This window comes from Marinomonas foliarum (genome assembly GCF_016906065.1).
Classification (GTDB): domain Bacteria; phylum Pseudomonadota; class Gammaproteobacteria; order Pseudomonadales; family Marinomonadaceae; genus Marinomonas; species Marinomonas foliarum.
Genome location: NZ_CP070273.1, coordinates 2,841,451 through 2,854,981, shown reverse-complemented (window position 1 = coordinate 2,854,981; position 13,531 = coordinate 2,841,451). Strand labels below are relative to the sequence as shown.

The 13,531-nt window shown below is 43.2% G+C and carries 13 protein-coding genes and 1 tRNA gene; 7 read left to right on the top strand and 7 right to left on the bottom strand.

Features of this window, described 5'->3' with window-relative positions; translation table 11 throughout:
• The first annotated feature begins 63 nt into the window (after positions 1-63).
• Positions 64-477 (top strand): hypothetical protein, encoded by a 414-nt coding sequence (locus tag JSY38_RS13260; protein WP_205113586.1) that lies wholly within the window; start codon positions 64-66, stop codon positions 475-477.
• A 55-nt stretch (positions 478-532) separates the two neighbouring features.
• Here JSY38_RS13260 and JSY38_RS13255 read toward each other — a convergent pair whose 3' ends face one another.
• Positions 533-2,524 (bottom strand): methyl-accepting chemotaxis protein, encoded by a 1,992-nt coding sequence (locus tag JSY38_RS13255; RefSeq protein ID WP_205113585.1) that lies wholly within the window; start codon positions 2,522-2,524, stop codon positions 533-535.
• Positions 2,525-2,720: 196 nt separating this feature from the next.
• Entirely contained in the window at positions 2,721-4,112 is a 1,392-nt protein-coding gene (locus tag JSY38_RS13250) for an L-cystine transporter (protein ID WP_205113584.1), read from the bottom strand.
• A 380-nt stretch (positions 4,113-4,492) separates the two neighbouring features.
• On the opposite strand from JSY38_RS13250, the gene modA reads away from it, so the two are divergent.
• From modA to modC, 3 genes are read left to right on the top strand one after another with little or no spacing between them, the layout of a single operon-like run.
• On the top strand, positions 4,493-5,251 hold the full coding sequence (modA, locus tag JSY38_RS13245; protein ID WP_205113583.1) for a molybdate ABC transporter substrate-binding protein: 759 nt from the start codon (positions 4,493-4,495) through the stop codon (positions 5,249-5,251).
• An 8-nt stretch (positions 5,252-5,259) separates the two neighbouring features.
• On the top strand, positions 5,260-5,943 hold the full coding sequence (modB, locus tag JSY38_RS13240; protein ID WP_205113582.1) for a molybdate ABC transporter permease subunit: 684 nt from the start codon (positions 5,260-5,262) through the stop codon (positions 5,941-5,943).
• Between the two features lie 2 nt (positions 5,944-5,945).
• Positions 5,946-7,058 carry a molybdenum ABC transporter ATP-binding protein gene (gene modC, locus JSY38_RS13235; protein ID WP_205113581.1) on the top strand — a complete coding sequence of 371 codons (1,113 nt, stop codon included), beginning with the start codon at positions 5,946-5,948 and terminating at the stop codon, positions 7,056-7,058.
• An 11-nt stretch (positions 7,059-7,069) separates the two neighbouring features.
• Here the strand turns inward: modC and JSY38_RS13230 are convergent, their stop codons facing one another.
• From JSY38_RS13230 to JSY38_RS13220, 3 genes are all read right to left on the bottom strand, one after another.
• On the bottom strand, positions 7,070-7,882 hold the full coding sequence (locus JSY38_RS13230; protein WP_205113580.1) for a TOBE domain-containing protein: 813 nt from the start codon (positions 7,880-7,882) through the stop codon (positions 7,070-7,072).
• A gap of 282 nt (positions 7,883-8,164) precedes the next feature.
• Positions 8,165-8,241: transfer RNA gene (locus JSY38_RS13225), tRNA-Ile, on the bottom strand.
• A gap of 173 nt (positions 8,242-8,414) precedes the next feature.
• A complete protein-coding gene (locus tag JSY38_RS13220; protein ID WP_205113579.1) occupies positions 8,415-8,933 on the bottom strand; it encodes a cysteine hydrolase family protein in 519 nt (172 codons plus the stop codon).
• A 126-nt stretch (positions 8,934-9,059) separates the two neighbouring features.
• Between JSY38_RS13220 and JSY38_RS13215 the strand changes: the two genes are divergently transcribed.
• Positions 9,060-10,004 carry a GlxA family transcriptional regulator gene (locus JSY38_RS13215; protein ID WP_205113578.1) on the top strand — a complete coding sequence of 315 codons (945 nt, stop codon included), beginning with the start codon at positions 9,060-9,062 and terminating at the stop codon, positions 10,002-10,004.
• Here the strand turns inward: JSY38_RS13215 and JSY38_RS13210 are convergent.
• Positions 9,991-10,320, bottom strand: coding sequence for a DHCW motif cupin fold protein (locus JSY38_RS13210; RefSeq protein WP_072840237.1), 330 nt, complete (start codon positions 10,318-10,320; stop codon positions 9,991-9,993). The two genes, JSY38_RS13215 and JSY38_RS13210, sit on opposite strands and share 14 nt — an antisense overlap.
• A gap of 115 nt (positions 10,321-10,435) precedes the next feature.
• Positions 10,436-11,173: a GntR family transcriptional regulator gene (locus JSY38_RS13205; protein ID WP_205113577.1), complete on the bottom strand. Its 738-nt coding sequence runs from the start codon at positions 11,171-11,173 to the stop codon at positions 10,436-10,438.
• Between the two features lie 167 nt (positions 11,174-11,340).
• Between JSY38_RS13205 and JSY38_RS13200 the strand changes: the two genes are divergently transcribed.
• Positions 11,341-12,171: an amidohydrolase family protein gene (locus JSY38_RS13200; protein ID WP_205113576.1), complete on the top strand. Its 831-nt coding sequence runs from the start codon at positions 11,341-11,343 to the stop codon at positions 12,169-12,171.
• Between the two features lie 25 nt (positions 12,172-12,196).
• Positions 12,197-13,498 (top strand): SLC13 family permease, encoded by a 1,302-nt coding sequence (locus JSY38_RS13195; protein WP_239543972.1) that lies wholly within the window; start codon positions 12,197-12,199, stop codon positions 13,496-13,498.
• Positions 13,499-13,531: the final 33 nt, after the last annotated feature.

Here is a 13,531-nt window from a genome sequence, read left to right as displayed (position 1 = left end):
TGTGGCTTTTCTTTGGACAATGCATAAAATTAGATAACAACTAACTTATTTCAAGGATGTGTCATGGGAATCATTCTTCTTCCTCTGTTTTTATTTTGGGCAATCTGCTTCCTTTTCTCTCTTCGAATAGGCTATGTTTTATTGAAAGAAGAAAAGCTATTTGTCTATAAAATCCTGCCAGCCATTACAGCCATATTCCTCGCCTTCGCCTATACAACACTGTCTCTAAACCAGTATAAAAACAGCGAATCTCTTTGGGCATTCGAAATTATGTCTTACTTCTTATTTAACCTAAATGCTGCCGTTCTATACTTAGCTGCGCTGCTGTCTTACTTCACCCTAAGAAAACGAATAAAAAATCCATCGATCAAATCTCTTATTTTCATCATCGCATTATCTATTTCTTTAGGCACTTTACTTGGCGCTTTTGGTAGCGAAGCTTTTATGGAAAAAAACAATATTGAGCAGACTTATTAGAAGAGGATGGCATCAGGTTCTCAATTACAAAACCTGATGCCATCCTTAGCAATCACTAACTCAATTTATAAGAGCTAATTTCTTTCAATACACTTTCAAAACGCTCTCCAGCCTGAACAGAACCTTCATCAGTTTTGTTCACCATATCCAGAATTCGCTCCGAACGTTCGCTGACATTCTGAATATTCTTATTAATTTCTTCCGATACCTGAGATTGTTCTTCTGACGCGGTAGCAACACGCTCAATTGTTTGAGCTAATTGCTCAATCGCATCAAACAAGCCCTGCATCATGGTGACGTTTTCGCTGACAACATCAGAAGTTTGCGTAGCCATGCTGGCACACTGATCCATGGATTGTAGCGCACTCTTACCAGAACCGACCAAGGCTTCAATCATAGAACGAATTTCTTCTGTAGAGTTCTGCGTGCGCTGAGCAAGCGTTCTTACTTCATCCGCCACTACCGCAAAACCTCGCCCTTGTTCACCAGCACGGGCGGCTTCAATAGCAGCATTTAATGCCAATAGATTGGTTTGCTCAGCGATGGATTCAATGGTTTGCAAAATACTGCTAATTTGCTCTGTATGACTCGTAACAGACTGCACCGCTTTATATCCACCATTCACTTCTGAAGACAAATTAGCAATGGATTGTAGAATCGTCTGCATACGCGCTGACCCTTGGGTACTTTGCTCTCGAATACTCTCAGTAGCGTCTGCTGAAGACAGCATATCTTGGGAAATCGTATTACTGGTCAGCGACATTTCTTCTACTGCGGATGCCATAAGATCCGTTTGATTAAATTGGTCTTTGGTTTCTTGTAATGCGCTTCTAGAATAGCCACTGAGCACATTCATACTTTCTTTTGATACAGACGCCATATCCACCATCAAATGAAAAGATTCACTCAAATGGTCCAGGTGCATGTTTAAATATTGAATAATCTCGCCCAACTCATCTTTTGACGTATTTTCAATTCGTCCCACCAAATTACGCTCTGAAGAGACATTTGATAACGCTTGGCTGATACGCTCTACACGTTTGGACAGAGAACGTGTCAACGAGAACGCCAAGAAAATTACCGGTGTAATCAATACAATAAAACCAACAATCAAACCGTTACGGTAAAGTTCACTACGAGACGTTAACGTAGCACTGAGATTATTAATTTCGGAGCTAATTTTATCCGCAACCCCTTTTATCAAACCTATTTTCGCCGTAGCAAGTCCAAACCAATCTGCAGGACCATTCACAGAAGAAACCTCTTTCGTTGCCAAAAAAGCATCTGTCGCCTGTGTGACGGCCTTCCAATTATCATTTCTCATCGCCGTATTCAGTAACGCTTCTTCTTTATCTGACGCCGTCACCATAAAGTGCTCTAGCTGATGACTCTCATCTTCAATGAATGCGGCAATCTGTGATTGACGCTTTAATGTTGTCGTCTGGGCGGCATACACTCCATTTAAAGCACCACGATATTGCCCAGCACGCTCCTTCATCCACAATAGACTTAAGCGAGCCTCTAATGCTTTGGCGATATCTCGGTTGCTAATGTCCAAAATAACGCGTTGAATGGAATTTAATGCTTGGCGATTCACCTCTGAATAAAAATCAAATGCGCCATTATCGGCTGCCAAAGCATCAACTTTTTGTCGAACTTGATTCTTATCTTTTAACATAGCTAAAATAGGCGCTCTTAAGCGTTCTAGGCGCTCTACTGTAAGAACTTCAAAAGAACGACTCTCTAGATTTTTCAATGCGGCTTCCGCATTGTCCGCAATTTTACGCTGGGCCAATAAAGCATCTCTTCCGTTATTACCTTTACTGCCTAAAAAGCCCGCACTCAAACCCCGTTCAACTGCAAAATTATGAGCCACACCATCTAAAACAGACGATAACTTCACCATGTCCTCTGCGATACGCCCTTCATGAACACGTTCGTTTAAATCTTTGACTAAAAAACCCACAATAATAATGGCAAACAGCGATGGTAAAATACCAACAATGGCTACCGATTGAGACACTTTTAGGTTTGAGAATAAGGACACTAGCCTCTCCTTGTCGTTGTTTTAAGAAAGCTTAGATTAAATTATGCACTTTGCATGCCCAGTACTTATTTTTTACATCATCTAGATTTCAAGTAATTTTCTTACTTCCTAAATGTCTATTTAATTCGATATGTCGGAAACAAAAAAACCACCCGAAGGTGGTTTTATATAAACAAAATTTCACTACCCAATAGAGTTAACTGTTTCTCAGCTCTGCTTCTGGCACTTCATCTTGTCCAAACACTTTCGAGTCAGTATGACCAAGCCATTTCGAGGTGATACTGCCTGCGGTCATGGCACCATTAACGTTCACAGCGGTACGCCCCATATCGATCAAAGGCTCAATAGAGATCAGTAAGCCAGCTAATGCAACAGGCATATCCAACGCCGACAACACAATCAAAGCCGCGAACGTCGCGCCACCACCAATGCCTGCAATACCAAATGAACTAATGGTAACGATGGCAATCAGTGAAATAATAAAGCTAGGGTCCAATGGATTAATGCCCACGGTTGGTGCAATCATCACGGCCAACATGGCTGGGTACAAACCAGCACAACCATTTTGCCCCATCGTCGCACCAAAAGATGCCGAAAAGTTTGACTCACCTTCACCGTTACCAAGGCGTTTGACCTGAGTATCGATATTCAATGGAATCGTTCCTGCGCTGGAGCGAGACGTAAAAGCAAACAACAACACAGGCAATACTTTCTTGAAGTAACGTAGTGGTGAAATACCGTTAAATGCCAACAAACATAAATGCATGACAAGAATCAGTGCTAGACCCACATAAGAAGCCACAACGAAGTTCAGCAACGTCAGTATGTCATCGACATTAGAACCAGCAACCACCTTAGTCATCAACGCCAAAATACCATATGGCGTAAGGCTTAACACCATACGAACCAAGGTTCTAACAATAGATTGAGCTACATCAACAAAACGCTCAAAACTAGCGCCTAATTCTGGCTCTTTACGAGCAACTGTTACACCAGCCACACCAACAAACGCAGCAAAGATAACCACAGCAATGGTTGAAGTTGGACGGCTACCCGCTAAGTCAGCGAAAGGGTTGCCAGGGAAGAACGATGTGATCATGTCAGCAAAAGAAACACTAGCCAGACCATCAAGACGTGTTTCCAATGCCGCACCACGTGCCATTTCGCGCGCACCTTGCACGATACCGTCAGCTGACAAGCCAAATAAGTTACTAACAAAAACGCCGATCAAAGCAGAAACCGCAGTGGTCGCCAACAAGATACCGATAATACCGCCAGACATCTTGCCCAAAGAGCCCGTGTCTTTCACCTTGATTATCGCGCCAATAATAGACACTAAAATCAACGGCATAATGATCATCTTCAGCAAGCTAACATAGCCATAACCAACGATATTCACATACTCTAACGTTTCATTGGTTTCAGCACTGCCAACACCATAGATAAACTGCAACGCAGCACCAAACGCCACACCAAGACCCAAACCTGTAAATACTTGAGTCGATAACGTCTTTTTCGCTTTTTGCAGTTTGAACAACAACGCGATTAACAAAGCGAACACCGCTAAGTTAATAATGGGATACAACATGGAGAAAAAACCTTAACAAATTAGTCATTGAACACCGGCTCCTTGCTTATCTAAACATCAATAAACACCGAAAACCGATAAGTTGCAGCAATGTTAACAAAATGCTGACTAAATGGATAAGAAGGAAAAATCATTACCTTATATAAGAAAAACGAATAAGGAAGAAACTTGAACGCCTTATAAACACATTCAGAAATCACAAGCCATACCATCTTGGAAATCTCTTCGATCAAGCTCACCAAAAAAGAATCATGAAAAAAACCAAGCTAACTGAAAGCGTCAACCAAGCACAATCCTTCTTGCGCCACTTCGCTATATAACGCAATATATAACGAATCGATATTCATACTATTTCCAAACAGTTAGATCAGGATAAAACCATGCGATTATTCAACTATCTCAGCATCATACTAGTCAGTTTTTTGATGCTTAGCTCTTCAACCTATGCCGAAGAAGTCCACGCAGCCGTCGCATCTAACTTCACTGCCGCCATGAAAGACATCGCCAAACAATACGAGGAAGAATCTGGCAATAAAGTCATTTTATCCTTCGGCTCTTCTGGTAAGTTCTTTGCTCAAATCCAACATGGTGCACCTTTTGATGTCTTTCTATCCGCCGATCAAAACAAACCCGACGCCTTAGAAACAGCCGGTGCCATAATCCCAAACAGTCGCTTCACCTATGCCATTGGCGCCTTGGCTTTGTGGTCGTCTAAAGCCGATTTCATCGACAACAATGCCGCTCGTTTAAAAAACGGAGATTTTAATAAACTGGCCTTAGCCAACCCAAAGCTGGCGCCTTATGGTGTCGCAGCAATGGAAGTGCTAAAAGGCTTAGGACTCACAGAAAAGACACGATCAAAATGGGTAATGGGCGAAAACATCTCGCAAACCTATCAATTTGTCAGCACGGGCAATACCGACTTAGGATTCGTCGCCCTGTCACAAATAATGAGCAAAGGACACATTAAATCAGGCTCAAGCTGGATCATCCCCTCGGATCAATACAGCCCAATACGCCAAGATGCCGTGCTATTGAAAAAGGCAGACAATAACGCCGCAGCAAAAGGTCTGCTTGACTATCTACGCAGCGACAAAGCCCGTAACATCATCCATTCATACGGTTATAAAACGGAATAACAGCCAATATGCTTTCTACGTCAGACTTAGAAGCCATTTGGCTAACCTTTAAAGTAGCAACCACAGTTACGGTGATTCTACTACTCATCGGAACCCCAATCGCTTGGTGGCTAGCACGCACTCGTTCGCGTTTAAAAGGCCCCATCAGCGCCATCGTTGCCCTACCGCTTGTACTCCCACCCACCGTATTAGGCTTTTATCTACTGATCGCCATGGGCCCCAACGGCTTTATTGGTCAATTAACTCAAGAATTAGGCATAGGAACACTGCCATTTACTTTTTGGGGGTTAATAGTCGCGTCGGTATTTTATTCTCTGCCTTTTGTTGTTCAGCCCATACAAAATGCCATTGAAGCCATTGGCGAGCGACCATTAGAAGTGGCCGCCACCTTGCGAGCAGGAAGCTGGGATCGTTTTTTTACCGTTGTTTTACCATTAGCGAAACCAGGCTTTATTACCGCTGCTATTTTAGGATTTACGCACACGGTCGGCGAATTTGGCGTTGTATTAATGATAGGCGGCAACATTCCCGGACAAACTCGCGTAGTATCCGTACAAATTTATGACCATGTTGAAGCCTTGGAATACGACCAAGCTCACAAGCTCGCTGCCATCATGATCATATTTTCTTTTGTGGTGTTACTCAGCCTTTATAGCTTCCAACGAAAAAACACCCTGTGGGGAGCGAAATAGCCATGCCAACCAACAAGATTGTAGGGGAAAATACAGAACAAGGCCTACACGCCAAATTTCACCTACAGCATCCAACATCTCGCTTTGCTTTAAATGTCGATCTCACGTTACCAGACAACGGCGTCACCGCTATTTTTGGGCAATCAGGTTCAGGAAAAACCACGCTATTGCGCTGTATTGCCGGATTAGAAAAAGCGCAACAAGGGCATTTTGTGATGAAGGGGGAAACATGGCAAAGCGATAGTTTTTTCCTAGCGACACACAAACGGCCATTAGGTTATGTCTTCCAAGAACCCAGCCTTTTCCCCCATTTAACCGCAAAAGGCAATTTAGATTACGCCATTAAACGCAGCGGCATTCCCTTACCCGCTGATTTATATGACCAAGTCATCGACTTAATGGGCATTGAATCCATACTAAAGAATAATTCGCAGCAGCTTTCTGGCGGTGAAAAACAACGTGTTGCTATCGCGCGTGCCTTATTAATTCAACCCAAATTATTACTGATGGATGAGCCCTTAGCTTCACTGGATAACGCAAGAAAACAAGAGATTTTACCTTACCTCGAAAAGCTGAAGTCCACACTCAAAACTCCCATTTTGTATGTCAGCCATTCAGTCGAAGAAGTGATGCGCCTAGCGGATCATGTTGTACTGATGGAAGATGGCGAAGTCGCCACTCAAGGACAGGTAGAAGAGGTTTTCTCGCAACTAACATCACCATTGCTGTTCAATAATGGCACAGGCGTAATCTGGCAAGGCCAGATTGTCCAACAAGATGAGAAGTGGCACTTATCAAAAGTATCTTGTGCTGGCAGTGACTTATGGATTCGTAACAACGGCGACAGTCTTGGTCAGCAGGTTCGAGTCAGAATACTCGCCACCGATGTGAGTCTAACGCTAACTTGCCATGAAGATTCCAGCATATTGAACCGACTGCTAGTCAGTGTGCTCGACATTATTCCCGACAAAGACCCAGCCATGGCGTTAGTCCGCTTACAGACAGAGCAAAACACGCTTATTGCAAGACTGACCTACCGATCCGTTGATCACTTAGCCTTGGTGGCAGGAAAAACGCTCTGGGCACAAATTAAAAGCGTGGCACTGGTCAGATAACCGAGCCAGCGTCACGCGTCTTTCAGTAGAATAACGCTTGGCGCTTTGAACAAGGCGCAGGCTGCTTGCCCTACTTCCAGCTCCAACTCTGTTGCGCTTATATTCGTAATAACAGCAGACACAGACTTGCCTCCACCAATATCCAATGTCACATCCGTATTCACCGCACCAGGCAACAAACGAGAAATAGTACCGACCAACTTATTTCGAGCGCTGGTGACCACCTTAGTATTCGTGCTTAAAATCACTGAAGACGCCTTAATCAAAGCCACCACATCACTGTTCTTGTTCAGCCCAAGTTGCTCAGCACTTTCCTGAGTGATCATCGCAATGATGGATTGATTAGTACCAATATCCAACTCCACCTCAGTATTCACAGCACCGAGAGCAATATTGCTAACCGTGCCTCTAAATTGATTTCTCGCACTGGTTTTCACACTCTCGCTCCTCATAAAACTCGCCACATCATTTAGGTTATGCAGTTTATCGCCTAAGCGCTCAATGAATTTCTGATGCTCATCCTGCAAAGCTTGGAAACCTGAAATCACCCTGTGCCCCAACTCGGTCAACAGCGTTCCGCCACCTTGCGCGCCACCCGTAGAACGAACAACCAAAGGCTGAGCCGACATATTATTCATCGCATCAATACGATCCCACGCGGTTTTATAGCTAATCCCCACCTGCTTCGCCGCCTGAGAAATAGAGCCACACGTATCAATCGCTGCCAACAACTCAATCTGCGCCGACGCAAAAGGTTTATGCTGCTCGGTTAATAGGAAAACCTCTCCCTTTAACCCAGCCAATGCTGTTTTCTTATCCGTCATAAAAACCTGTGTGCTAATCGCATCTAAAATCTTACTAACCAGTTTATATTAAAGACAATTTTAATACCCATGGTATTGGAAAACATCATCAGATAAACCAACGAGAAGAAGTAAAAAACTTAATGTCGAGAAAGCATTAATGACATATCAGTCGATATGAAAGTGAGGGTAATGGCTTACACAATTTAGTGTAGGACATCTATTAGAACACCCAAAAATCGTAGGCAATAAAAAAGCCCCTAGAAGTTAGCGTTAACTAACCCTCTAGAGGCTTATTTTATATGGTGGGCCTGCCCCGACTTGAACGGGGGACCTGCCGATTATGAGTCGGATGCTCTAACCAACTGAGCTACAGGCCCTAAAAGCGTTGCAGATTATAGCGATATGCTTGCCGCTTGCCAAGAAGTCGATGCAATTTATGTGTAATAAATTTTCGAAAGTGGTTGATAAACAGGCTATTTTTCAATCAACCACTTGCCTAGCCCTTTTGTTTTCTGCCTTTTCGCGCTTTCGATTTACTGCACAAGCAAATTTAAACTCGTTCAAAAGCGTACTTTATTTCGGTATAGGTCACTTTGGTCTTAATCGCTTCTAAGGCAATTAGGTGCAGTAGCTGTTCACGAGTAGTACAAGCATCGGCCAAAATGCTGACTTGATAAGGGTCGACGGCATCTGAAATGGCGGTATGCGTTACGCAGTTTTGCGTCATCATGCCGCAGATAACCAAGCGGTCGACTTCCAGTTCTTCTAGCAGTTGCGTTAGGTTTGTCTCTTGAAACGCATCCGCGTGTGCTTTTGTTACGATAGGTGCATCTGGTGCGGCATCTAGAATCGATTGGTGTAATTTCACCCCTTCGCTGCCTTCAGCAAATAACGGTGATTCGCTTGCGGCCACATGTTGCACAAGTATCACGGCTGCATCTTGCTCTTTCGCGGCTTGAATGGCGTTAAATATTTCTTTTAAGGTTTCATCGGCATTCCATAGAGGAAAGCTGCCATTGTCAAAATAGTCATTTTGTACGTCGATGACTAATAATGCAGTTTGGCTCATTGTTGGCTCCTATTCTGTTATCTAAAAAGACCTTCATCAAGAACTCTAGAATCGCAAAACGACGGATTCCATTACAGTGTCAAATTTGACATATTAGAAGACTAAAATGACAAACAGGATAGATCCTTGAAACATTGTCAAATCGCTGTGCTTGCTTATCCATATTCTCTTTTATCAGCCGTTTATGGTTTTGCAGAAACGTTCGATCTGGCCAATGAAGCCTGCAAAGAAACAGGTTTGGAAGCTCGTATCACTACGCATATTTTACACGAGGCAGACTTACAGAAAGACTTAGACACGCAATTACACTATCACGCAGTTTTGTTGCCTCCTAGCTTACATAAAGCCAGTTACAGCAAGATAAATACCGATATCAATGAGTTTTTAATCGCACAGCATCAACAAGGCGCCATACTTTGCAGTGCCTGCGCTGGCGCTTTCTTTTTGGCTTACACAGGTCACACAGATAAACACCAAATGACGACGCATTGGGCACTAGAAGCCTTATTCAAAGAACGCTTTCCGAAACAAGCGATAGATACCTCTAAGATTTTGATCAATCAAGGCGATATCATCAGTGCTGGCGGCATGATGTCTTGGGTGGATTTGGCCATGGAAGTAGTACAAGTACTGACGAATGCTAATATCGTTCGTCAGTTAGGCAAAACATTAGTAATTGATACAGGTAAAAGAGAGCAACGCTACTACCAACAGTTTCAACCTAATTTCGACCATGGTGATGCAGCAATTTTGACGGTTCAGCATTATTTGCAAGGGCATTTTGCTGAAAGGCAACGTACAGAAAGCATGGCAGATCTCGCTAAATTAACGCCGAGAACCTTTTTAAGACGCTTCGCTAAATGCACTGGATTCAACCCAAATGAATATTTGCAGCGTATCCGTATTCAAACAACTTGCGATGCCTTAGAACAAACAACGCTGCCGTTCGAGAGCATCGCCCTGCAAGTAGGATATGAAGATGCGGGCAGTTGCCGTAAAGCCTTTCAGAAGATTATGGGATTAACTCCCAGTGCTTTTCGACAACGTTTTGTGTCGCTCAATCAACGATAAACAGCGTTGCACCTTCCGAGGTGGATGAACGATGTGGCTCGGCATCATCAGCCACTTGGTAGCTCATACCTGCGGATAAAACAAAGGTACGGCCGTCTTTTAATACTGTTTTCAGCTCGCCGCTCATGCAAAAAAGAATGTGACCTTTGGTACACCAATGATCCGCTAAATACCCTGCAGAATAGGTCACAATTCTAACGCGAATATCGCCGAACTGCTTGGTCTGCCAATAGGCAAAACCGCTTTCACCTTTGTGGGTCGTTTTTTCGACACCTTGCCAATCTGTTATGCCAAAGGGTAAATCTGTAATCTTCATAACGACGCCTTAGAATCCTTCTACTAACAAGAACAATGTCGCTCTATTTGAGCGGCATAACATGAGAAGTAGTAAGCGTTAGCAAAGAGCTTTGGTCAAGCACTATATTGAATATTTATGCGATCTCTATTTGGTAACAAAATGTCTCCGCCGAACCATGAGAAATTCGGTATTCTAAAGGCGTTTTGTCGTAGCCATAAGCCACTCGCTCAATGACAGCAACAGGACTATTTTCATCTGTGTTCAAAGCCTTAGCAATGCTCGTGCTTGCTGAAGCTATTGTTAAGGTTTCTTTCGCCGAAGCAATAAGCTGTCCACATTGTTGCTCATAAAATGGGTATAGCAAATTGCCAAATTCAGATAACTCTAAATCGACCAGACTGGCAAAAAGTGGCGCTGGTAGCCAAATTTCTTCCGTTAATACCACTCGATCTTCCAAGAAGCGTAAACGCTCAAGGCAAATAGCCTCGTCATTTCCTCCTATCTTTAGTGCTTCGGTAGCATATTGCGGTGGCTTTTTGAGAGTCCTAGACAGCAGTTGGCTTTTGGGCATAACAAAGCGCCCATCAGAAGACATTTGACGGAAAAAGCGAAATAACGAAGCATTAAAGTCTGGACGACGAACAAAAGTACCACGCCCCTGGCTACGATAGAGCAAACCATCATTAACTAAGGTATCAACGGCCTTTCGAATAGTACCGATAGCGACGCCATAAATTTTCGTCAGCTCATTTTCTGTAGGAATTGGATTATCCGGCAGCCAATTCCCAGCACTAATATTTTCTAGCAGTTCATCACGCACACGCTGATAAAGCGGCAATCGATGATCGTGACCAGGCTTAAAGAGCGACATTTTACTCCCTCATTTTTAAAGAAAGTCATTCTAATGCCCGCACAGCAAAGCTGTCTACGATTGTTGACTTATTAACCATAAATACATATATTCATATATATGAATTACATAAATATACATTTACTTTACTGTAAATTGATTTGATACATGTACATAAAGGTCTCTTGATGATTTCGGACACAAAAAAAACAATAAAAGGCATAGATACTCATGCGCATATTTTTCGCACTGATTTGCCTATGACTGCTGAACGCAGGTACGCGCCAGACTATAATGCGCTGCCTGAAGACTTCTTAACGCATTTAGTAGGTCATCGTATTTCTCATGGTGTATTGGTTCAGCCCAGTTTTTTAGGCACTGACAACAGTTTTATGGTGCGAGCATTGCGTCAACACCCTGAAAAACTAAAAGGCATTGCTGTTGTTGATCCCACTATTAGCGATAGTGAATTGGATGCGTTAGATGCTAATGGAGTGGTTGGTATTCGCCTCAACTTAATTAAAAAGCCGTTAGAGAATTACACCTCTCTCCTTTGGCAAACCTTCTTAAGCAAATTGGCACAACGTAAATGGGTCGTGGAGATCCAGCGCGAAATCGACGATTTAGCAACTTTTCTGCCTGCAATTCTAGAATCTGGTGTCGAAGTGGTCATTGATCATTTTGCTCGTACAAATGAAGGAATTGACCCATCTAACTCAGCTCACCAAGACTTTTTAGATTTATTGAGCAGTGGCGCGCCAATCTGGACAAAAGTGTCGGCGGCTTACCGCTGCAATGCTGACATAGAGCAAGCAAAAGAAATGCTAGCAACCCTGCGTTCGGCCTATGGTCATTCAGATTACTTTTTATGGGGCAGTGATTGGCCAAATACGCAATTTGAAGCGCAAACAGACTACACAAGTCAATATAACTTCATGGAAGCGCTACTACCCAACATGGATGAACGGGACAAAATTCTAATTTCGAATCCAAGCAAATTGTTTAAATTCCAACCTTAGATAAAAACAAAGAAGAGAAATAATCATGATGAGTTCACTTGTTGTAGGAGCGATCCTTCTTTCCATTATTTTAGGGTACAAAACCCGTATAAATATTGGTCTTTTCGCTATCGCTTTCGCCTATTTAATCGGCAGCTTTGCGCTTGGACTAAGCCCTAATGACATTATCAAAATGTGGCCATTGAAGATCTTCTTCATCATTTTTTCGGTGTCCTTGTTTTACAGTTTTGCCATTATCAATGGTACGTTAGAAAAGCTCGCCGAGCATCTTATGTATCGTTGCCGCCGCTTTCCTCATTTGTTGCCATACGCCATTTACATCACGACGACTATCATTTCAGCACTTGGAGCAGGCTACTACACAGTTTTAGCTTTTATGGCACCTATCACGCTATTGCTTTGCCAACGTACAGGCATGAGCATGGTGATTGGTTCTATGTCGGTTGGTTACGGCGCATTAACTGGCGCGAATTTCATGTCTAGCCAAAGCGGCATTATCTTCCGCGGTATAATGGCCAGCGCTGGTGTTACCGAAAACCAAGCCTTCATAAATTCCATTGGCATTTTCTTAAGCACGGCTATTATTCCTTTAATTGTGATTACCGCATTGGTGTTTTTCACTAAACACCGTGCTAATGTCGCCAAAAATGACTTCCAAGTAGAACGCCCTACGCCATTCAATAAAGAGCAAGCACAAACCTTAACTCTCACTCTTATCATGATGGGCTTAGTACTACTTGCTCCCATTTCGCATCTTCTATTACCTGATAATGAGACGATTAGCTTTATTAATTCCAAGATGAACATAGGCCTAATCGCCAGCGTGTTCTCTGTCATCGCTTTATTATTGAAACTTGGAGACGAGCGAAAAGCCATTGCCTCAGTGCCTTGGTCGACGCTTATTATGATCTGTGGCGTAGGTATGTTGATTTCGGTAGCGATAAAAGCCGGTACAATAAATGACCTTGCCTCTTGGATTGGTACTTCAATCCCAGCTGCGCTAGTACCCGTTGTATTCGGTATTGTTGCTGCTTTCATGTCCCTTTTTGCCAGTACATTGGGCGTGGTTACGCCAGCGCTTTTCCCAATCGTACCGTCAATTGCACAAAGTCTGTCATTGGATCCGATGATGCTATTCATCTGTATCGTAGTCGGTGCTCAGGCCACAGCTATATCGCCTTTCTCTTCTGGAGGAAGTTTGATTCTAGGGGCTTGCCCAACAGAAGAAAGTCGAACGAAACTGTTCCCTCAACTTCTGTTTCGCGCTGCCCCACTGGGCTTTGCTGCGGCCCTACTCTTTAATTTGCTAATCACTTTTGTGCTTTAGTAACGGATAACCTCTTTGGGCGTATGCATCACT